This is a genomic window from Streptomyces sp. NPDC058576, from assembly GCF_042718715.1.
In the GTDB taxonomy this organism is placed as follows: Bacteria; Actinomycetota; Actinomycetes; order Streptomycetales; family Streptomycetaceae; genus Streptomyces.
Genome location: NZ_JBHXPF010000003.1, coordinates 1 through 19,418, shown reverse-complemented (window position 1 = coordinate 19,418; position 19,418 = coordinate 1). Strand labels below are relative to the sequence as shown.

General features: G+C 71.2%; 20 protein-coding genes, 1 tRNA gene and 1 pseudogene. 18 read left to right on the top strand and 4 right to left on the bottom strand.

What is annotated here, in order from left to right; all coding sequences use genetic code 11:
• Positions 1-132 precede the first annotated feature (132 nt).
• Both tadA and ACFWRV_RS03090 read left to right on the top strand, forming a co-directional pair.
• Entirely contained in the window at positions 133-561 is a 429-nt protein-coding gene (gene tadA / locus ACFWRV_RS03095; RefSeq protein WP_384327963.1) for a tRNA adenosine(34) deaminase TadA, read from the top strand.
• 113 nt (positions 562-674) lie between these two features.
• Positions 675-762, top strand: a tRNA-Ser gene (locus ACFWRV_RS03090).
• A gap of 198 nt (positions 763-960) precedes the next feature.
• On the opposite strand, the gene ACFWRV_RS03085 is transcribed toward ACFWRV_RS03090, so the two are convergent.
• Positions 961-1,404 (bottom strand): hypothetical protein, encoded by a 444-nt coding sequence (locus tag ACFWRV_RS03085; RefSeq protein ID WP_384327331.1) that lies wholly within the window; start codon positions 1,402-1,404, stop codon positions 961-963.
• A gap of 208 nt (positions 1,405-1,612) precedes the next feature.
• Here ACFWRV_RS03085 and ACFWRV_RS03080 point away from each other — a divergent pair.
• From ACFWRV_RS03080 to ACFWRV_RS03040, 9 genes and pseudogenes are all read left to right on the top strand, one after another.
• Positions 1,613-1,862: pseudogene (locus ACFWRV_RS03080) on the top strand (HAD family hydrolase); the annotation flags it as partial.
• A 200-nt stretch (positions 1,863-2,062) separates the two neighbouring features.
• Positions 2,063-3,133, top strand: coding sequence for a MarR family transcriptional regulator (locus tag ACFWRV_RS03075; protein ID WP_384327328.1), 1,071 nt, complete (start codon positions 2,063-2,065; stop codon positions 3,131-3,133).
• 76 nt (positions 3,134-3,209) lie between these two features.
• Positions 3,210-3,701 carry a hypothetical protein gene (locus ACFWRV_RS03070; RefSeq protein ID WP_384327325.1) on the top strand — a complete coding sequence of 164 codons (492 nt, stop codon included), beginning with the start codon at positions 3,210-3,212 and terminating at the stop codon, positions 3,699-3,701.
• On the top strand, positions 3,698-4,018 hold the full coding sequence (locus ACFWRV_RS03065) for a transcriptional regulator (RefSeq protein ID WP_384327322.1): 321 nt from the start codon (positions 3,698-3,700) through the stop codon (positions 4,016-4,018). The genes ACFWRV_RS03070 and ACFWRV_RS03065 overlap by 4 nt, the downstream gene beginning before the upstream one ends.
• A gap of 415 nt (positions 4,019-4,433) precedes the next feature.
• Complete coding sequence (locus ACFWRV_RS03060; protein WP_010056643.1) at positions 4,434-4,598, top strand: hypothetical protein; 165 nt, start codon at positions 4,434-4,436, stop codon at positions 4,596-4,598.
• Between the two features lie 10 nt (positions 4,599-4,608).
• Positions 4,609-4,902, top strand: coding sequence for a Dabb family protein (locus ACFWRV_RS03055; protein ID WP_073223173.1), 294 nt, complete (start codon positions 4,609-4,611; stop codon positions 4,900-4,902).
• 221 nt (positions 4,903-5,123) lie between these two features.
• Positions 5,124-6,002: an RNA polymerase sigma factor SigF gene (locus tag ACFWRV_RS03050; protein WP_384327317.1), complete on the top strand. Its 879-nt coding sequence runs from the start codon at positions 5,124-5,126 to the stop codon at positions 6,000-6,002.
• A 234-nt stretch (positions 6,003-6,236) separates the two neighbouring features.
• The gene (locus tag ACFWRV_RS03045; protein ID WP_384327314.1) at positions 6,237-7,103 is read left to right on the top strand and encodes an RNA polymerase sigma factor SigF; all 867 of its coding nucleotides are present in this window, start codon (positions 6,237-6,239) and stop codon (positions 7,101-7,103) included.
• 58 nt (positions 7,104-7,161) lie between these two features.
• Positions 7,162-8,064: a hypothetical protein gene (locus ACFWRV_RS03040; RefSeq protein WP_384327311.1), complete on the top strand. Its 903-nt coding sequence runs from the start codon at positions 7,162-7,164 to the stop codon at positions 8,062-8,064.
• A 233-nt stretch (positions 8,065-8,297) separates the two neighbouring features.
• On the opposite strand, the gene ACFWRV_RS03035 is transcribed toward ACFWRV_RS03040, so the two are convergent.
• Positions 8,298-8,513: a hypothetical protein gene (locus tag ACFWRV_RS03035; RefSeq protein WP_030077455.1), complete on the bottom strand. Its 216-nt coding sequence runs from the start codon at positions 8,511-8,513 to the stop codon at positions 8,298-8,300.
• Positions 8,514-8,737: 224 nt separating this feature from the next.
• On the opposite strand from ACFWRV_RS03035, the gene ACFWRV_RS03030 reads away from it, so the two are divergent.
• The 5 genes from ACFWRV_RS03030 to ACFWRV_RS03010 all read left to right on the top strand — a co-directional run bounded on the left by ACFWRV_RS03030 (position 8,738) and on the right by ACFWRV_RS03010 (position 14,447).
• Positions 8,738-9,250: a MarR family winged helix-turn-helix transcriptional regulator gene (locus ACFWRV_RS03030; RefSeq protein WP_384327960.1), complete on the top strand. Its 513-nt coding sequence runs from the start codon at positions 8,738-8,740 to the stop codon at positions 9,248-9,250.
• Positions 9,251-9,281: 31 nt separating this feature from the next.
• Complete coding sequence (locus tag ACFWRV_RS03025; RefSeq protein ID WP_384327307.1) at positions 9,282-11,810, top strand: MFS transporter; 2,529 nt, start codon at positions 9,282-9,284, stop codon at positions 11,808-11,810.
• A gap of 255 nt (positions 11,811-12,065) precedes the next feature.
• Positions 12,066-12,881 carry a YceI family protein gene (locus ACFWRV_RS03020; protein WP_384327304.1) on the top strand — a complete coding sequence of 272 codons (816 nt, stop codon included), beginning with the start codon at positions 12,066-12,068 and terminating at the stop codon, positions 12,879-12,881.
• A 29-nt stretch (positions 12,882-12,910) separates the two neighbouring features.
• Positions 12,911-13,381 (top strand): PPOX class F420-dependent oxidoreductase, encoded by a 471-nt coding sequence (locus ACFWRV_RS03015; RefSeq protein WP_384327301.1) that lies wholly within the window; start codon positions 12,911-12,913, stop codon positions 13,379-13,381.
• A gap of 79 nt (positions 13,382-13,460) precedes the next feature.
• Positions 13,461-14,447 (top strand): NAD(P)-dependent oxidoreductase, encoded by a 987-nt coding sequence (locus ACFWRV_RS03010; RefSeq protein WP_384327957.1) that lies wholly within the window; start codon positions 13,461-13,463, stop codon positions 14,445-14,447.
• Here ACFWRV_RS03010 and ACFWRV_RS03005 read toward each other — a convergent pair.
• Together ACFWRV_RS03005 and ACFWRV_RS03000 are read right to left on the bottom strand one after the other, a co-directional pair.
• Positions 14,441-15,217: a TetR/AcrR family transcriptional regulator gene (locus ACFWRV_RS03005; RefSeq protein ID WP_384327298.1), complete on the bottom strand. Its 777-nt coding sequence runs from the start codon at positions 15,215-15,217 to the stop codon at positions 14,441-14,443. The two genes, ACFWRV_RS03010 and ACFWRV_RS03005, sit on opposite strands and share 7 nt — an antisense overlap.
• Positions 15,218-15,375: 158 nt before the next feature.
• The gene (locus tag ACFWRV_RS03000) at positions 15,376-16,893 is read right to left on the bottom strand and encodes an MFS transporter (protein WP_384327954.1); all 1,518 of its coding nucleotides are present in this window, start codon (positions 16,891-16,893) and stop codon (positions 15,376-15,378) included.
• 316 nt (positions 16,894-17,209) lie between these two features.
• On the opposite strand from ACFWRV_RS03000, the gene ACFWRV_RS02995 reads away from it, so the two are divergent.
• Both ACFWRV_RS02995 and ACFWRV_RS02990 read left to right on the top strand, forming a co-directional pair.
• Positions 17,210-18,085 (top strand): endonuclease/exonuclease/phosphatase family protein, encoded by an 876-nt coding sequence (locus tag ACFWRV_RS02995; RefSeq protein WP_384327295.1) that lies wholly within the window; start codon positions 17,210-17,212, stop codon positions 18,083-18,085.
• A 154-nt stretch (positions 18,086-18,239) separates the two neighbouring features.
• Positions 18,240-19,409 (top strand): serine hydrolase domain-containing protein, encoded by a 1,170-nt coding sequence (locus ACFWRV_RS02990; RefSeq protein ID WP_384327292.1) that lies wholly within the window; start codon positions 18,240-18,242, stop codon positions 19,407-19,409.
• The last annotated feature ends 9 nt before the right edge of the window (positions 19,410-19,418 follow it).

Sequence of the window (19,418 nt, the reverse complement as noted above, 5' to 3'; positions counted from 1 at the left end):
CCTGTCCCCTCCCCTCCCGTCCGCTAGGGTCCGCGAGTGACCGCTCGACCGCCGGACCCCTCACCCGAGCCCGCCCCGGATCCCGTACGCGTACCCGAGCCCGACCCCGTACGCGACCCCTGGCAGGCCCCGATGCGCCGCGCCCTGGCCGAGGCCGCGCGGGCGGCGTCGGCCGGCGACGTGCCGGTCGGCGCCGTCGTGCTCGGCCCCGACGGCGCCGAGCTGGCGACCGGCCACAACGAGCGCGAGGCCACCGGCGACCCGACCGCGCACGCCGAGATCCTGGCCCTGCGCCGAGCGGCCGAGTCCCACGGCGAGTGGCGCCTGACCGACTGCACGCTGGTGGTCACCCTGGAGCCCTGCACGATGTGCGCGGGCGCCCTGGTCCAGTCCCGCGTCGCCCGGGTCGTCTACGGCGCCCGCGACGAGAAGGCCGGCGCGGCGGGCTCCCTCTGGGACGTGGTCCGCGACCGCCGCCTCAACCACCGCCCGGAGGTCATCGCCGGCGTCCTGGAGCCGGAGTGCGCCGAGCAGCTGACGGCCTTCTTCCGACCCCTCTGACCAGCTACGGCCCCGCCACCTGACCAGGCACGGCCCCGACGCCCGACCGGCTACGGCCCCACCCCCGAGAACCGATTTCTGTCCACGCCCCGGGATGGTCTAAGCTCTCTCTCGGTAGCGTGTCCGAGCGGCCGAAGGAGCTCGCCTCGAAAGCGAGTGTGGCGTAACCCGTCACCGTGGGTTCAAATCCCACCGCTACCGCTTGTGGACGAAGGGTCCGGCTCAATGAGCCGGACCCTTCGCTTTGCCCTCCGTCTCAGCCGGCCGCACGAGCACCCCGGCGGCCCCGTCCTCGTCAGAGAGCGGGGAAGGGGTCATGTCGTATTGAGTCTCAGCTCGGATCCGTTGTTTCGCCGCGTTCGCGTCACCCGTAGCCAGGCACGCAGCAGTGCAGGCGACTCAGTACTTGGTCTCCTTGGCTTCATACCCCTCGAGTCCTGTTTCGACGAAGGCGGGTACGAGAGCATTCAGGTACCAGGCGAGGTCGGTGAACTCCGGCGCCGCCGGGATACACCGGCGATCGATGGTGGGCACGAAGGAAACCTCAGTGCGGCCAGGCATGAACAAGAGCATCCCGCCGGTCCCCGCCTCCAGATGAACGACGTCAACGGCCACGCTGTAGAGCAGGTTGCCGGGCGCGTCCAGGCGCGCCAGCACGTCGCCGGTGTTTCCGGAGGAGCTGTTGTACCACTCGTACATGTCATCCACGCCATTGATCATGTAGGAGACGCTCCCGGCAGAGACATCTATGGACCAGCCCACCCGGGCCAGTGCATCCAGAGCCGCGCGCACGGTGATCGGGTCCGCGAACGTGAAGTCGATGTCGGCGTCTCTGGATCCCACGGAACCTCCGGCCAGCGTGGCGTAGGGACGCATGCTCGCCCGCGGAGTACGGGGGCGTCGATCCATTTTCCATCCCGTCCCGACCTCAGCTGCCGACTCAGCCGACAAACCTGGACGCTCAGTCACCGTACGCACAGTGCCGACCATCTGCTGACAGCGCGGCGTCCCACGAGCTGAGCCCACGGGCGGGTACGTCACCGCGCTGGGCATCGTCACCGAGACCGGCAACCGCCTCGCCGACGAACTCCTGGCGCAAGGAAGCCTCGACTGGCTGCGGGCAGCCCTGGGCGAGGGCAAGGCGTAGCCCCTCCGAAGCTCGGGTCCTGAGCCTCAAGCCTCGGGCTTCGGGGCGGTCGGGTCACTCTTCGGGGGTACGAAGATGGGTCTCCGGCCCGAAGCTCGGGTTCCGGGACTCGGGTGTCGGGATGCGGGATCCGGGGTTCGAGCGCCTTCTTTAACCGGGTAGGAAAAGAAGGGGGTTGGGGAAAACCTTCCCCCCCTCCCCGCCCCGCCACGGCCAGGAAGTATGACTAATCGTGACAGCTTGCGGCGCAGCGTCACGACTGCTTACGGTGCGAGAAATCAAATGACCCCGACGCGGTGTTGGCGCACCAGGCCGGGGTCTCACCGCAAGATCGTCACCCAGAAAGCCGATCCCATGGCTACCCAGCACCTTAGCTCCGCCCTGCCAGCCCCCGCAGTCTCCGCCGCGCACCCGATGGCCAAGCCCGGGTACGGCAAACGCTCCGCGCCGGGCCAACTTCCCCGCACGCGCGATGACTTTGCCCTCCTTCCGACCCGCGAGCGCTACGTCGCCGGGTTCGTCGACCACATCCCCGACGGCGCCGCGATGAGTGTCAAGCAGCTGGCCAAGCAGCTCCCGCTCTACGGGCAACAAGCCATCTCCACCTCCCTGACCGCCCTGTCCGTCGCCGGGCACCTGCGCCGCGTTCGATGCGCGGTCGGCGCGGGCGACGAGACCCGTTGGGTCTTCCGCACCTTCTGGTCCCGCACCGCACGCGACAACGAGTGGTGGAACACCTACCTCGCCACCGAGAACGCCGCCCCGGCCGCAGCCCCCGCCGCACCGGAAGCCCCCACCCCCGGCACGGCACCGCCGCCTCCGTGGGTCCCGGCCGAGGAACCGCCGCCGCCCGCGCGGCCGGAGGGCACATCGCCTGTCGGACGGGCCCCCGAACCCACCCCCGTACCGCACCAACGCACCCCACCCCGAGCACCGGACACGGTCCCCGCAAGGCAGACCGGGGACACCACCCCCTCCCCCGCCTACCTCGCCCTGGCCCGCCTCGGCCGCGACGACCACCGCCTGGCCCTCTCCGCCGACGACTGCACCGCCCTCGCACCACTCGCGACCCAGTGGCTCGACCGGGGCGTCACCGTCGAGTACCTGACCAGCGCCCTCACGGCAGGGCTCCCCGCCCAGGTCGACTCGCCCATCGGTCTCCTCCGCCGCCGCCTCGCCGACAAAATGCCGCCCCGGCTGCCGGACCAGGTCACCGCACCCGGCACCCCGGCCCCCACCCGCCGCATCCTCGTCGAATGCACCGACTGCGGCCGGCCCGGCCTCCCCGAAGCACTCCCTGACGGCCTCTGCCACCCCTGCCACAAAGCTCGCACCACCATCACAGACAGCACACCCGACCCGGCCGAGATCGCCGCCGTGAAGGCCCATATGGCCAACCTTCGCGACCTCCTCAAACCTGTCTGAGGCCCCGGCCCCCTCCGTTTCCCTACCGGAAACATTCCACTTTCCTTACCGGAAACTCTCCACTACTCTTTCCGTCATGGAAACTAACGGGGTACGACCGACGCCGGAGCAGGCTCACTCCGCCCTGGCCGACACCGAGCGCATCCGGGCCTCCGCCGCCGCGCTCTCGGCGACGCCTTGGCCGAACTGGTTCTTCGTCACGCTCACGCTCTACGTCGCCGCGCTCCCGATCGTCTACGGAGGCGCCATGGCCGACGAGGACTGGCTGCTGCCGGGCTCCGCCTGGATGGGGATCATGGTGGCCATCACCGGGGTGTACGGGGCGCTCTTCGCCGTCGCGGCCAAGACGTGGCGGGAGAAGACCGGGGTGGCCCTGCGGCTGGACGTGCTGCCGAAGCGGGCCACCGTGCCGCTCGCGGTCGGGCTGCCCTCGATCCTGGTGGGCTCGGCGTTCGCGTTCCGTTCCTCGGGGTGGCCGGGGTGGCTGATCGCCGCCTCGGTGATCGGGGCCGCCGCGTCCGTCGGGTTTCATCTCGCCTTCGTACGACTGCACCGGAAGACCTCGTGAACTCCGACGCCCACGACATGCCGGCGGATTTCGACGCCACCATCCACGCCCCGAACCGGCTGCGCATCTGCGCCCTGCTCGACACCGCGGGCGAGGCGGAGTTCGGCCTCGTCCAGAAGCAGCTCGGCCTGTCCGCCTCCGTGCTGAGCAAGCACGCCACCGTGCTGATGGACGCCGGCTACGTCGAGCAGCGCAAGGCCGTCCGCGATACCCGGCAACGCGTATGGCTTCGCCTGACCCGGGCGGGCCGGGCCGCTTATCAGGGGCACCTCGCGGCGCTGCGCGCGATCGTGGGGCCGGCGGATTCCGCTCCCTGATCGGCGCGGCCACACAGCGAACCGCGAAGCGCCCGGTCGCCAGTACACAGGACGTACGGCGACCGGGCGCTCCGGTTCATGGTTCAGGTCGGGGGAAGCGGCGTCGGGGGGACAAGCCGCTTCCCCCGGTGAGAACGGGGCCTGCTGGTCGTCCGTCGCGGTCAGGGGGGAAATCGCGCGGCGGCCGACCCCACAGAGAGGCCCTGTTTCCGGCCGTCCGGGTCCTGCCTGGTCCCGTCGGGCTCGGTATCCATCGTGCCGGGCGGCGGGAGCCGTGAGGTCGGGCGAAAGGCCTCGATGGCCGGGTCGTAGGTCCTTAAAAGGCGCATCAGTGATCAAAAACGGCCATCAGATACGGCCATCCGTGCGGATAGAATCGCCCGATCGCACGTGAGGTCGATGGGGAGGCACGATTGTGGCCAAGGCAAAGACGATCATCATCTACATGCTGGTGGTCTTCGTGCTGTACACGATCATCATGTCTCCGCAGCGGGCCGCCGAACTGGTCCAGGTAGGGTTCGAAGGCATTTCCACCGCCGCGCAGAGCGTCGGTGACTTCATGTCAGAACTGGTGAAGTAGGAGACGTACGATGATCCGCCACCTGGTCCTTTTCAAGCTGAACGACGGCGTCGAGCGGGACGACCCGCGGGTCGTCGCCGGGGACCGGGCCTTCCGGGAGCTGGCGGGGCAGATTCCGGAGCTGGAGTTCTGGGAGTGCGCCTGGAACATCACCGACCGGCCGATCGCCTACGACTACGCCATCAACTCCGCGGTCGCCGACGAGGACGCGCTCAAGCGGTACGTCGAGCACCCGGCTCACCAGGCCGCCGCGGGACAGTGGCGGGAATTCGCCACTTGGGTGATCGCGGACTATCCCTTCTGAGCCCGTCCCGGTCTCGTCCCGACCTCTCACCGGACTCGGCCGGTCCCGGATCCACCCAGCCCCTCGCCGTTCCGGCGGGGGGTTTCTTTGTTCTGTTTAAACCCTTATGACCTCAACACGGCACTATGCGGTGCTTGCACACAGTGGACATGTCTTGTGATGCTATGACCGCTTTTGACGGATGAGTTGACCGTAGTTGACCGCAAAGGGGTGGCGTCACCGTGCCGGCCAGTACAGCGCCTCAAGTGCCTCCCCAGACCGTCCAGACCGTTCAGACCGTCCGGACCGAGGAGATCCAGACCGAGACCCCGGATCCCTCGGCCAGGCCCGCCAGGGCCCGCGGCGCCGACACCAGGGCGCTCACCCAGGTCCTCTTCGGCCAGCTCAAGAACCTGGAGCCGGGCACCGCGGAACACCGCCGGGTCCGGGCCGCCCTCATCGAGGCGAACCTTCCCCTCGTGCGGTACGCCGCGGCGCGGTTCCGCAGCCGCAACGAGCCGATGGAGGACGTCGTCCAGGTCGGCACGATCGGTCTGATCAACGCCATCGACCGGTTCGACCCGGAGCGCGGGGTCCAGTTCCCCACGTTCGCGATGCCCACCGTCGTCGGCGAGATCAAACGTTACTTTCGCGACAACGTGCGGACCGTCCACGTCCCCCGCCGGCTGCACGAGCTCTGGGTCCAGGTCACCGGCGCCACCGAGGATCTGACGACCGCCCACGGCCGGTCCCCGACCACCGCCGAGATCGCCGAGCGGCTGAAGATCTCCGAGGACGAGGTGCTGGCCTGCATCGAGGCGGGGCGCTCGTACCACGCGACCTCGCTGGAGGCCGCCCAGGAGGGCGACGGGCTGCCCGGACTCCTCGACCGGCTCGGCTACGAGGACCCCGCGCTCGCCGGCGTCGAACACCGCGACCTCGTCCGGCACCTCCTCGTCCAGCTTCCCGAACGCGAACAGCGCATCCTTCTGCTGCGCTACTACAGCAACTTGACCCAGTCTCAGATCAGCGCCGAGCTGGGTGTCTCCCAGATGCACGTGTCAAGGCTCCTCGCCAGAAGTTTCGCCCGATTGAGATCCGCAAACAGGATCGAGGCGTAACCGGAACGGGTAGACCGTCCACAGAGCAGTTCTGACGGCATAAAAGGCCTACACCCCCTGTTTCCAGGGCGTATTCGGCGCTGACTTGTCGACATGTCACTACAGCGTGTTGCCGACATGTGACATTCTGCTGGAAGCGCGTTTGCCGCAGCCCCACCTCCGGTATTCAGGTGGAGGCTGCGTTCCTCCGATGGTCGCGGCCACCGCGACCGTCCGCGACCTCAAGGGGGTGGCATGTCCGAAGAACAGGGCAGCTCGAAGGTGCTCACGCTCACGAAGAGCATGCCGGCACCCGCCGTGCTCACCAGCTCACCGGAAGCCATCGACACCCGCACGCTGTCCCGCTCCCTGTTCCTGCGGCTCGCCGCGCTCGGCCCCGCCTCGGGCCCCGAGGGAACGGACAGTCCGGAGCGGACCTATGTGCGGGACACACTGATCGAACTGAACCTCCCGCTGGTGCGGTACGCCGCGGCGCGGTTCCGCAGCCGCAACGAGCCGATGGAGGACATCGTCCAGGTCGGCACGATCGGCCTGATCAAGGCGATCGACCGGTTCGACTGCGAACGCGGCGTCGAGTTCCCGACGTTCGCGATGCCCACCGTCGTCGGCGAGATCAAACGCTTCTTCCGCGACACCTCCTGGTCCGTGCGGGTCCCCCGCCGCCTCCAGGAGCTGCGGCTCGCCCTGACCAAGACCAGCGACGAGCTCGCGCAGAAGCTCGACCGCTCGCCGACGGTCCCGGAGCTGGCCCGCGCGCTCGGGGTCTCCGAGGAGGACGTGGTCGACGGCCTCGCCGTCGGCAACGCCTACACCGCCTCCTCGCTGGACTCCCCCTCCCCCGAGGACGACGGCGGCGAGGGCTCGCTCGCCGACCGCCTCGGGTACGAGGACACGGCGCTGGAGGGCGTCGAATACCGCGAGTCGCTCAAGCCGCTGCTGGCCAAACTCGCCCCGCGCGAGCGCCAGATCATCATGCTCCGCTTCTTCGCGAACATGACGCAGTCGCAGATCGGCGAGGAGGTCGGCATCTCCCAGATGCACGTCTCCCGGCTGCTCACCCGCACGCTCGCACAGCTCAGGGAAGGGCTCATCGCCGACTGAGGCGGAAAAGCGGTTCACGAGGGTTCATATGTGACGGCCCGTCAGACACACTGACGCGATGCGACGTCCGATGCGTCAACGTCAGAGCCCGCGGTTCCACCGGACACCCGGCCCGACCGGCCGCCGAGGCAGCGCCATCGCCGCCTCGGCGGCCGCGCTGTGCCTGGGCACCGGTCTGCTGTCCGGCTGCGGAAGCGGGTCGGGAGACGGTTACGTGGCCGTCGGCGCGGCCGCCGGAAACTCGAAGAACCCCTCGGACGGGGACGGAGCGCCCTCGGGCAAGGTGACGCTCACCCCCCTCGACGGGAACGGGAGCGGGAGTGGGAGCGCCGGGGGCCGTGGACGGGGTGGCGGGGTTACGTCCCCGTCCGCCGGCTCCGCGCCGCCCTCGGGGGCGCGTGAGCCCGGAGCAGCCGCTCCGGACGGTCCCGGTGGGGCGCGTACGGGGACGGCGGGCGGTCAGGCTGCCGGGGCGCCCGACGGCGTACCCGACGGAGTGGGTGCGAAGCCCTCGAAGCCGGGCTCGGGAACCGGCTCCGGGTCCGGCTCCGGGTCCGAGTCCCCGCCGGGTGGCGGCCCCAGCGGTCCCGGCACCCCCTCGCCTCCGGGCTCCGGCACCTCCGGCACCCCGAAACCCCCCGCTCCTCCCGCGACCCCGGCCGCGCTGACGCTGAGCGCACCGCAGCGCGCGGCGGCGGACAAGCGGTGGTGCGAGAAGGTGACCGTGGAGTTCCGCAACACCGGCGGCACCCCGGCGCGCTCGGGAACCGTCACCTTCGCCACGCACATCATCGGCGCGCTCGGCGTCGACTGGGCGACCATCACCTCGTCGCAGCCCCTGCCCGCCCCGATCGGCGCGGGCTCGTCGCGCACGCAGACGTACACCGTCTGCGTGGAGTCCTGGCGGGTCCCGCTGGGGATGCGCGTCGAGACACAGGACGTCTCCGCCGCGTGGGAGTGACCCGGGCCGCCGTACGGGAGTGGCCCGGCCCGGGGCCGGGTGCCCCTGAACGCACGAATGGCCGCGCGGGGGCGGAGCGGCCGCCGCCCGTCGCGGCCCCGCTGTCCGTTCCCCCGTGCGGCCGGGTCGTACGGTCCGTACAGGTCAGCACAGGTCAATACGGGTCAGTACAGGTCCGTACCGTGTCCGTAGAGGTCCGTACAGGTCGGTCCGTACGGTCGTGCTGTCGTTCGTCAGCCCAGGGCGAGCCAGGCCACCGCGCCGAGGACGACGACGACCGCGATCACGGCCGCGATCACCCCGACTCTCGGCCCGGACGAGGTCGCCGCGGGCTGCTGCCGGCGCTGCGGCTCGCCCTCGTCGACGAAGGCGCGGAACATCTGCGTGCTGCCCGCCGGGTCGTGGTTGCCCTCGGGGCCCGGCTGCGGGGCGTGGGGGTTGTGTGCCATGGGGCAGGACCCTAGCGAACTCGGGCCCCCGGCCCAACCCCCGGGCCACTCGGCAGCCCACCCGACCTGCGGCGGCGCGCACCGGGAACGGGCTTGACCCGGACCCTACAGAGGCTTTTGCGTTCCTTTACTCCTGCAAGGCCGTTTTCGTTTGCCTGTAGCAACCAACGGCTTCTATCGTTGCCCTAAGCAACAACATAGTCGTGAGTGTGCTGGGGGTTCCCGTGGCCGCACGGAGTAGTTACGAGGAACTGGCCCGGCAGCTCAGCGCCGTCGGGGCCGTCAAAAGGGGGCTCGCCCGCGCGCTGCCCCCCGAGTGCCCCGCGGGATCCGCCGCCGTACTGACCCTCCTGGACCGGCACGGCGAGATGCGGATCAGCCGGCTCGCCGAGCTGCTGTCCGTGGACATGTCGGTGACCAGTCGCCACGTGGCACATGTGGCCGATCGCGGCTGGATCGAACGGTCTCCGGACCCGGCGGACAAGCGGTCCCGCATCCTGCGGCTGACCCCCGGCGGGCACGAGCAGCTCGACGAACTGACCCGGCGGACCACCGAGGTGTTCGCCCACAACCTCCAGGACTGGTCCGACGACGACGTCGGCCTGCTCATCGCGCTGCTGTCCCGGCTGCGTGACAGCTTCGCCTGTCGCGGATCCGGCGGCTGCGCCCCCGGACGTCACACCGGCGAGTGCAGGACCCGCCTCGGCGACGAGGCTCACACCCGTACACCTGTGTAACAGAAGCAAATACGCACGGATAAGGAACTCAATGGCTACGACCACACCAACCGGTGTGCGGGGCGGCCACGCCAAGCACGGAGGGCACGGGGGCAACACCGCCTCCGGCGCCCCCGACGGCACGCCGATGACACACCGGCAGATCATGGAGGCACTGACCGGGCTGCTGCTCGGCATGTTCGTCGCGATCCTGTCGTCGACGGTCGTCTCCAACGCCCTGCCCGAGATCATCTCCGACCTCGGCGGCGGCCAGAGCGCCTACACCTGGGTCGTGACGGCCTCGCTGCTGGCCATGACCGCCACCACCCCGCTCTGGGGCAAGCTCTCCGACCTCTTCAGCAAGAAGCTGCTGGTCCAGATAGCCCTGGTCATCTACGTCCTGGGCTCGGTCGTCGCCGGTCTGTCGACCAGCAGCGGCATGCTCATCGCCTGCCGCGTGGTCCAGGGCATCGGCGTCGGCGGTCTCTCCGCCCTCGCCCAGATCGTCATGGCCGCGATGATCGCCCCGCGCGAGCGCGGCCGCTACAGCGGCTACCTCGGCGCGGTCTTCGCCGTCGCCACCGTCGGCGGCCCGCTGCTCGGCGGCGTCATCACCGACACCAGCTGGATGGGCTGGCGCTGGTGCTTCTACGTCGGTGTCCCCTTCGCGATCATCGCGCTGATCGTGCTCCAGAAGACCCTGAAGCTCCCGGTCGTCAAGCGCGAAGGCGTCAAGGTCGACTGGACCGGCGCGTTCTTCATCAGCGCCGCCGTCTCCCTGCTGCTGGTCTGGGTGACCTTCGCGGGCGACAAGTACGACTGGCTGTCATGGCAGACCTACGTGATGGTCGCGGGCTCCGTCCTGCTCGGCCTGATCTTCGTCCTCGTCGAGTCGCGCGCCGCCGAACCGATCATTCCGCTGCGCCTCTTCCGTAACCGCACCATCACGCTCGCCTCGATCGCCTCGCTGTTCGTCGGCATCGCGATGTTCGCGGGCACCGTGTTCTTCAGCCAGTACTTCCAGCTGGCGCGCGGCAAGTCGCCGACGATGTCCGGCGTCATGACCATCCCGATGATCGCGGGCCTCTTCCTCTCCTCGACCATCTCCGGCCAGGTCATCACCAAGACCGGGCGCTGGAAGGCGTGGCTGGTCAGCGGCGGGTTCCTGGTCACGGCCGGGCTCGGGATGCTCGGCACGATCCGGTACGACACCGAGTACTGGCACGTCGCGGTCTTCATGTTCGTCATGGGCCTCGGCATCGGCATGATGATGCAGAACCTGGTCCTCGCCACCCAGAACCAGGTCGCTCCCGAGGACCTCGGTTCCGCGAGCTCCGTCGTCACCTTCTTCCGGTCCCTCGGCGGCGCGATCGGCGTCTCGGCGCTCGGCGCGGTCCTGGGCAACCGGGTCACCCACTACGTCAAGGACGGCCTCGCCGACCTCGGCCCCGAGGGCGCCAAGTTCGGCCACGGCGGTACCGGCGGCGGGGGCATCCCCGACCTGGACAAGCTGCCCGAGCCCTTCCGGCTGGTCATGGAGGCCGCGTACGGGCACGGCGTCGGTGACGTCTTCCTCTACGCCGCTCCGTGCGCGCTGATCGCCTTCGTCGTGACGATCTTCATCAAGGAGGTCGCCCTGAAGAGCAGCGCGGCGAACGACACTCCCGTCGACGCTCCGGCGGCCGTCGAGACCGCCGAGATCCCCGTGCCCGCCGCCGTCGGCGCGGCCGGTCAGGTCTCCGAGGGCGCGGCCGGGGTCACCTCGGTCGACACGGCCGACGCCCCCGCCTCGTACGACACCCTCGACACCGTCCGGGGCACCCCCGTGCACGGTGTGGTGCGCGGCGCGGAGGGCGCTCCGGTCGCCCGCGCGGCCGTCACGCTGATCTCGCTGGGCGGCCGGCAGCTCGGGCGCTCCGTGGCCCGGCCCGACGGCGGCTACACCCTGGACGCCCCCGGCTCCGGCAGCTATGTGCTGATCGCCTCCGCCGACGGCTTCCAGCCGCAGGCGTCCACGGTGGTCGTCGGCGAGGAACCGCTGGCCTTCGACATCCTGCTGTCCGGTACGAGCGGACTGGCCGGAGTGGTGAAGGCCGCCGAGTCCGGCGCCCCCGTCGACGGCGCGATGGTCATCGTGACCGACGTCCGGGGCGACGTGCTGGCCACCGGCGCGTCCGGCCCGGCCGGTGAGTTCGCCTTCGGCGAGCTGATCCCGGGCTCCGTGACCGTCGCGGTCAACGCGGCCGGCTTCCGTCCGCTGGCGCTGCCGGTGGAGATCGGCGGCCAGGGCGTCACCCGTGTCGAGGCCGCGCTGCGGTCCGGTGCTCTGGTCCGGGGCGTCGTGCGGGCCGGATCCGCCCGGGGTCCGCTGGCCGACGCGCGGGTCACCCTGATCGACGCGGCGGGCAACGTGGTCGCCACCGCGACGACCGGCGAGGACGGGGCGTACGCCTTCACCGACCTGGACGCGGGCGAGTACGCGGTCATCGCGACCGGCTACCCGCCGGTGGCCGGATCGCTCACCGTGAGCGGCCCCGGAGTCGACGGGCACGACATCGAACTCGCCCACCCGGGTGAGTGACTGATCCCTCCGGTAGGGGCGCGCGTGCACCGGGATGTGTTGTCCGGGGATGTACGTGCACGTGAAGGGATCGCGAAGACCCCTGGTCGGACGGCACTTCCAGCGGAGAGGCTGTCGCGACCGGGTGGAAATGGGCCCCGGTGGCGGGTATGGCAGGCAGGGGACGGCCCGCCGTACCGCCCCGGGGCCCGACTCATGTGCCCCACGGGCCGGAACAGGTCACCGCGGGTCATCGAGCTAGGAGAGAGATACGGGATGGGACTTCGCGCACAGGTACGCACGCGGGACGGCTGGGCGGTCCAGCACGCCGTCGTGACGGTCACCGACATGACCGGCGCCCAGGTGCTGCGCGCCGCGGCCGACGAGAACGGGGCCGTCCGCACGGACGGTTCCCTGACGGCCGGCGCGTACACGGTGATCGTCACGGCGGTCGGGTACGCCCCCGCCGCCTCCACCGCCCTCGTCACCGCGAGCGGCCGGATCGAGGCCGGGCAGATCGTGCTGGCCCGGCAGGGCGGGGTGGAGCTGCCGCCGCCGGGCGCCTGGTCGCTGGACCCCGCGCACTCCTCGGTCGCCGCGGTCGCCCAGCACCTGGGGATCTCCAGCGTGCACGGCCGTTTCACCGACTTCGGCGGCCGGATCGAGATCGCCGAGGATGCCTCCCGCTGCCGGGTCGACGCGGTGATCAGGGCGGCCAGCATCGACACCGGCAACGGCATGCGGGACAAGCACCTGCGCTCGCCGGACTTCCTGGACGTGGACCGGTACCCGGAGATCGCCTACAGCTCCACCGCGCTGGACCCGGCGGGACCCGACCGCTGGACCGTGCACGGTGAGCTGACCATGCACGGCGTCTCGCGCCCCGTCGACCTGGACCTCAGCTACCTCGGCACCGGGCCCGACCCGTGGGGCGGGGTGCGCGCGGCCTTCCACGCCACCGCCGAACTGCGCCGGGACGACTTCGCGATGAACTACAACCAGGTCGTCCAGGCGGGCATCTCCGCGATCGGCACGACCCTGCGCGTGGAGCTGGACATCCAGGCGGTGCAGGGCGAGGCGCTGCCCGGCTAGCCGACGGGCCCGGTCGTAGGGTGGTGGGCATGGCACCGAACATCGCGACCAACACCGCCGTGGAGCTCGACGACTTGCTGGCGTTCGTCCGCCCGCGGCACCGGGCGATCCTGCTCACCACCCGGTCCGACGGCCGCCCCCAGGGCTCCCCGCTGACCTGCGGCGTGGACGACTCGGGGCGGATCGTCATGTCGACGTACCCCGGGCGCGCCAAGTCCCGCAACGCCCGGCGCGACGAGCGGGTCAGCGTCATCGTGCTGTCCGACAACTGGGACGGGCCGTGGGTGCAGATCGACGGTTCGGCGGAGGTCATCGACGCCCCGGACTCGGTCGAGCCGCTGGTGGAGTACTTCCGGAACATCTCGGGCGAGCATCCGGACTGGGACGAGTACCGGGCGGCGATGGTGAAGCAGGGCAAGTCGATCATCCGGGTCACGCCGGAGCGCTGGGGCCCCGTCGCCACCGGCGGCTTCCCGGCCCACCTGGCCGCGGGGAGCTGATCGCGCGATGACCGGGAGCGCCGGGCCGGACACGGTGGGCGGGAGCGCCGGGCCGGCCAACTCGTCTCTCGCGGGCGGGCTGCCCCTTCCGGCCCCGACGCTGCCCGCGCCCGACGCGCTCGCGCGGGCTCTGCTGCTGGTCGCGCCCTCGCTGGACGTCGGCCTGGTGCGGGAGTTGGAGCGGATCACCGGGCGCGGCGCGGAGCCGCTGACGGACGTCCCGCCACCGTCGGACGCGCCTCTGCTCTGCGTGGGCGACGCGCTGCCCGAGGCCCTGCGGACGAGCCGGCTGCTCTGGTTCCACAGCGTCAACGCGGGGACGGACCCGCTGCTCGCCCGAGGTCCCTGGCCCGGCTCGGCGCTCCTGACCCGGACCGTGGGCCGGATGGGCGAGCGCATGGCCCAGTACGTCCTGGGCTGGATGCTCGCCGAGTGCCAGTCCGTACCGGAGTTCACCGCCCAGCACGCCCGCGCGCACTGGGAGCGCCTCCCCTCCGAGCTCGTCGTCGGGCAGACCGCCCTGATCTACGGAACCGGCCGCATCGGCGCGGCCGTCGGGCGGCTGTTGCAGGGCTGCGGGGTGCACACCGTGGGCGTCGCCCGCACCGCACGGACCGGGCCAGCGCCCGTCTCCGACCGCGTGGTGCCCGGCTTCGACCGGGTGATCGGGGCCACCGAGGACGCCGGGGCGCTGGGCGAGGCCCGCTGGGTGATCTCCACGCTGCCGTTGACGGCGGCCACGGAGGGCTTCTTCGGGGCCGCCCGGTTCGCGGCGGTGCGCGGGGCGACGTTCGTCAACGTGGGGCGGGGAGCGACCGTGGACCTGGGGGCGCTGGAGACCGCCCTGCGGGACGGCCGGGTGCGGCGGGCGGTGCTGGACGTGCTGCCGGCCGAACCGGCCGCACCCGGGGACCCGGTGTGGAAGCTGCCCCGTACGGTCATCACCTCGCACTCCTCGGGGATCACCACCGACGAGGACATCGCCACGGACTTCGCCGCCGCCTGGGAGGCCGTGGCGGCGGGGCGTCGGCCCGCGCTGACGGTGGACGTGGGGCGCGGCTACTGAGCCGGTGAACCGTTCCGGTCGCGTACCGCCTCGATGCCCGCGATCACCATGTCGAGCGCGAAGACGAAGTCCCGCTCACGCATCTCCTCGACCGTCTCACCGCCCCGGGCCGCCATGATCTCGTCGGAGTAGTCGGTGATCTCCCGCAGGCGCGGCTGCGAGCGGATCGTGCCCATCGCCCGCTGGTGGTACTCGTCCTGGGTCATCCCGGTGGCGTCGCACCGCGCCTTGAAATGGCCCTCGACGGTGCTGAACCCGTACACGAACTGGAAGACCGCCGCGAGCGCGCCCGTCTGCCGCTCCAGCGGGAGGCCGGTGTCGCGGACGATGTCCTGGACGGCGTACGCGAACAGCATCGCGTTCGGCCCGATGTTGAGGAAGGTCCCGGCCAGCGGGGAGATCCAGATGTGGCGGACGATCAGCTCGCGGTAGCTGCGGGCGAACTCCCGCAGCCGCACCTGCCAGTCGGCGTCCTCGGCGGGCGGGGTGATCTCGGCGTACACCGAGTCCAGCGCCAGCTCCAGGAGGTCGTCCTTGGTGTCGACGTACCAGTAGAGGGACATCGCGGTGACGTCCAGCTCGGCGGCGAGCCGGCGCATCGAGAACTTGGCCAGGCCATCGGCGTCCAGCAGCCGCACCGACGCCTCGGTGATCCGGTTGCGGTCGAGACCGGCCGGGGACTCGGACCTGCGGGATCGCGAAGGGGCGCGCCGGTCCAGCCAGACACTGGTCCGCGCGGGGACCTTCCCACGGTCGGACGCGGACATCATGGCGCACTCTCCTCGTCTTGGCGCGGACCTGCGGAGCTCTGGACCCGCGGAGCTCTGGGCCTGCGGGTCTGCGGGCGTGCGGGCCTGCGGGCCCTCTGGACCTGTGACGGAACGACGTACCGGATGATCACCATCCGGTACGCCCGTCCCGTCCGATGCTATGCCGCCGGCCCCGTCGATTCTGCCCCGTTCCCGGCCTTTTCCACCTGGTCAACCGCCTGAACCGGCACTGCCGCGACCGCCTCCGCCCGCTCGGCCCGGCGCAGCAGCAGCGCGGCGAGCAGACCGCCCGCCAGCACCGCCACCGCGCCGACGAGCTGGCTGGTCTCCAGGCCCGAGGCGAACGCGTCCTTGATCTCCGCCCGGGCGGTCGGCCCGTCGGCCGCGGCCAGGGCGGCGGGGAGCGAGGCGGCTCCGACAGCGGCCGGCACGAGCGCGGCGAACCGGGCGTTCAGCACCGCGCCGAGCACCGCGACCCCGAGCCCGTTTCCGAACTCCGCGAGCATGCCGTTGACCCCCGCGCCCACCCCGGCCTTCTCCGGCGGGATGGCGCTCATGATGGCGTTGGCCATCGCGGGCATCGCGAGGGCGACGCCCGCACCCATCACGATCAGGCCGAACAGCATGCCGCCATATCCGCCGTCGCCCCCGCCGAGCACCGCGATCGCGGCCAGACCGGCCGCCAGGAAGCTCATCCCCGCCGCGATGGCGGCGGGCGTGCCGAACTTCTGGACCAGGCGCGCGCCGACCCCCGTGAGGTTGAGGGCGACCACGGTGAGCGCCATCGGAGCCGTCCGCAGACCCGCCTCCAACGGCCCGTAGCCGAGGACGAACTGAAGGTGCTGGGTGAGCAGGTAGAGCGAGCCGGTCATCCCGAAGGCGACCAGGATCGCTCCCGCCACCGCGCCGACGAACTTCTGGTTCCGGAAGAAGTGCATGTCGAGCATCGGGTACGGGATGCGCAGCTCCCACAGCACGAACCCGGCCAGCACCGCGACGCCGACGAACACCGTCAGCAGCACCCGGCCGGACGCCCAGCCGTGCTCGGGTCCGGAGATGATCGCGAAGACGACGGCGGTCATCCCGATCGTGGAGAGCAGCGCGCCCAGCAGATCGGGCCGGTCTCCCTGCACGATCCTGGACTCCGGGACGAGCCGGGCCACGGCGACCAGACCGATCAGGGCGACCGGGATGTTGATGAGGAAGATCGCGCCCCACCAGAAGTGGTCGAGGACGAACCCGCCGAACAGCGGGCCCGCCGCGAAGCCGAGGGAGGCGACCGTGGACCAGATGCCGATGGCCTTGACCCGCTCGGTCTCGTCGAAGATCTGGACCACGACGGCGAGCGTGGTGGTGAGCAGCAGCGCGCCTCCGACGCCCATCCCGGCGCGGGCCGCGATGAGCTGGCCGGCGGACTGGGCGAGCCCGGCCACGAGCGAGCCGACGCCGAACAGGGCGAGGCCCACCATCAGCATCTTCTTCCGCCCGTAGCGGTCCGCGGAGCTGCCGGCGGTGAGCAGCAGACCGGCCTGGACGAGGGAGTAGGCGTTGATCATCCACTGCACCTCGGCGGTGGAGGCGTGCAGCTCCGAGGTGAGGGAGGGGATGGCGACGTTGAGGACGGTGTTGTCGAGCAGCACCACGAGCTGGGCCAGGCAGATGACGCCGAGGATCAGCCAGCGTTGCGGATGCCCCTGAGGGGAGAGGTCGGGTCGCTCTGCGGCGGGGCGCCGTCATGCGGGCTCCTCGGGCTCTATGAGTCGGGTCGGTGAGTGGGCGAGTCGGTGGTCTTACGGGGTCGTACCGGGTCTCGCGAGTCTTACGGTGTACAGGATTCGGCGCTGTACACCGTAAGACAGCCCCGTACGACGTACAAGTCGATTTTTCGTGGCGCCGGACCGGCCGCGCCGCCGGGACCCGGGCGGCGGCCCGGCGGTACGGTTCTCGACGCTGACCTGACAAAGTGCGCGATTTTCGGCCGTTTGGAGAGCCATGTCGCTGCGTCGCCGTTCCCCTCACCTCACTCAACTGCTCCTTACCGCCTCCCTCTTGGGAGTGCTCATCGCGCCACCCGCCGCCGCTGCCGCCCCGACGCCCCGCTCCCCTTCCGGAGGAGGCGGCGGAGGCCTGCCGCTGCGGGTCGCCACGTACAACATCCACGCCGGCGCGGGCATGGACGGCGTCTTCGACCTGGACCGCCAGACGGCCGAACTCCGCTCGCTGAAAGCCGATGTGATCGGTCTTCAGGAGGTCGACCGGCACTGGGGCGCTCGCAGTGAGTGGCGGGATCTCGCGGGCGAGCTGGCCCGCCGGCTGCGGATGCACGTCTCCTTCGCCCCGATCTACAGCCTGGACCCGGCCGAACCGGGCGGGCCCCGGGCGGAGTACGGGGTGGCCGTGCTGTCGCGGCATCGGATCGTGAGCGCCGAGAACCACGAGATCACCCGCCTCTCGACCCAGGACCCGAACCCGGTACCCGCTCCGGCTCCGGGGTTCGGCGAGGTCGTCGTACGGGTGCGGGGGCTCCCCGTCCACGTGTACGTGACCCATCTCGACTACCGCCCGGACCCCGCCGTCCGCGTCGCCCAGGTCGCCGACACCCGGCGGATCATGGCCCAGGACCGGGGCCCGAAGATCCTGCTCGGCGACTTCAACGCGGAGCCCGCCGCCCCCGAACTGGCCCCGCTGTGGCAGGAGCTGACCGACGCGGACCCGGGCGCGCCGACCTTCCCGGCGCAGGACCCGGTCAAGCGGATCGACTTCGTGGCGGTGTCGAAGGGCGGGACCACCGTGCGGAAGGCGTGGGTGCCGGGGAGCGTGGCGTCCGACCACCGGCCGGTGGTGGCGGACCTGCTGTTACGGAAGTGACGGCAGGAGCGGGAGCACGGGCGGGGGCGGTGAATTCAGAGCGCTCCGGGAGTCTCCTTTCGACTCGAATGCTTCCTTTTGCGGCTGGAACGCGTCCTCCTTACCGGGGGCCGCCGCACAAGACCACGCGGTACCGGACGGACGAAGGATGGTCATGACCACCACCACCCTGCACGAACTGCTGGAGACCCACATCGCCCGGGGGTCGATGCCCGGCGCGGTCGCCCTGGTCGCCCGGGGCGACCGGGTCGAGGTGGTGTCGGCGGGTACGGCCGGTCTCGCCGGGTCCGCACCGATGCGGCGGGACTCGCTGTTCCGCCTCGCCTCCATCACCAAGCCGATCGTGGCGGCGGCCGCCATGACGCTCGTCGAGGACGGCCTGATCGCCCCCTCCGACCCGGTCGCGGCGTGGCTGCCCGAGCTGGCCTCGCCGCTGGTCGTACGGACCCCGAAGAGCCCGGTGGACGACGTGGTGTCGGCCGTCCGCCCGATCACGCTCCTGGATCTGCTGACCTTCCGGGCCGGCTACGGCTTCCCGTCCGACTTCACACTCCCGGCCGCCGCCCCGCTGTTCGCTGAGCTGAAACAGGGCCCGCCGCGGCCGCAGGCCGTCCTCGCACCGGACGCCTGGATGGCCGCGCTGTCCCGTATCCCGTTGCTGCACCAGCCGGGCGAGGGCTGGCTCTACAACACGTGCTCCGACATCCTCGGCGTCCTCATCGCCCGGGTCGCCGACCGCCCGCTGCCCGCGTACCTGGCGGAGCGGGTCTTCGAGCCCCTGGGCATGAAGGACACCGGGTTCCGTGTGGAGCCCGCAGCGCTGGACCGGTTCACCGGCTACTACCGGGCCGGGGCGGGCGGCGGGGGCGAGCCCGAGCTGGTCGACGCCCCGGACGGGCAGTGGAGCAGTCCGCCCCCGTTCCCGTCCGGCGCGGGCGGCCTGGTCTCGACCGTCGACGACTGGTACGCCTTCGGCCGGATGCTGCTGGCCGAAGGCCTGAACGACTCCGGTGACCGGGTGCTGGCCGGCGAGTCGGTCCGCCAGATGATCACCGACCACCTGACCCCGGAACAGCGCGCCGCGAGCGGGCTGTTCACGGAGGGCCAGGGCTGGGGGTTCGGCGGCGCCGTGGACGTCGAGATCGCGGCCCCCTGGAACGTGCTCGGCCGCTACGGCTGGGTCGGCGGCACCGGCACGACGGCCCACGTCATCCCGTCCACCGGCACGGTCGCCGTCCTGCTCACCCAGATGGAGATGGCCGGGCCGGCCGCGCCCGAGGTGATGCGGGACTTCTGGACGTACGCGGCCGGGGCCGAGGCCTGAGCCCGGCCC

Bases quoted from the DNA above. Each gene is read 5' to 3' on its own strand.
- tadA (WP_384327963.1), top strand. From the start codon at position 133: ATGCGCCGCGCCCTGGCCGAGGCCGCGCGGGCGGCGTCGGCCGGCGAC.
- ACFWRV_RS03075 (WP_384327328.1), top strand. From the start codon at position 2,063: ATGGCTACCCAGCACCTTAGCTCCGCCCTGCCAGCCCCCGCAGTCTCC.
- ACFWRV_RS03070 (WP_384327325.1), top strand. From the start codon at position 3,210: ATGGAAACTAACGGGGTACGACCGACGCCGGAGCAGGCTCACTCCGCC.
- ACFWRV_RS03055 (WP_073223173.1), top strand. From the start codon at position 4,609: ATGATCCGCCACCTGGTCCTTTTCAAGCTGAACGACGGCGTCGAGCGG.
- ACFWRV_RS03045 (WP_384327314.1), top strand. From the start codon at position 6,237: ATGTCCGAAGAACAGGGCAGCTCGAAGGTGCTCACGCTCACGAAGAGC.
- ACFWRV_RS03040 (WP_384327311.1), top strand. From the start codon at position 7,162: ATGCGACGTCCGATGCGTCAACGTCAGAGCCCGCGGTTCCACCGGACA.
- ACFWRV_RS03035 (WP_030077455.1), bottom strand. From the start codon at position 8,513: ATGGCACACAACCCCCACGCCCCGCAGCCGGGCCCCGAGGGCAACCAC.
- ACFWRV_RS03025 (WP_384327307.1), top strand. From the start codon at position 9,282: ATGGCTACGACCACACCAACCGGTGTGCGGGGCGGCCACGCCAAGCAC.
- ACFWRV_RS03020 (WP_384327304.1), top strand. From the start codon at position 12,066: ATGGGACTTCGCGCACAGGTACGCACGCGGGACGGCTGGGCGGTCCAG.
- ACFWRV_RS03015 (WP_384327301.1), top strand. From the start codon at position 12,911: ATGGCACCGAACATCGCGACCAACACCGCCGTGGAGCTCGACGACTTG.
- ACFWRV_RS03005 (WP_384327298.1), bottom strand. From the start codon at position 15,217: ATGATGTCCGCGTCCGACCGTGGGAAGGTCCCCGCGCGGACCAGTGTC.
- ACFWRV_RS02995 (WP_384327295.1), top strand. From the start codon at position 17,210: ATGTCGCTGCGTCGCCGTTCCCCTCACCTCACTCAACTGCTCCTTACC.
- ACFWRV_RS02990 (WP_384327292.1), top strand. From the start codon at position 18,240: ATGACCACCACCACCCTGCACGAACTGCTGGAGACCCACATCGCCCGG.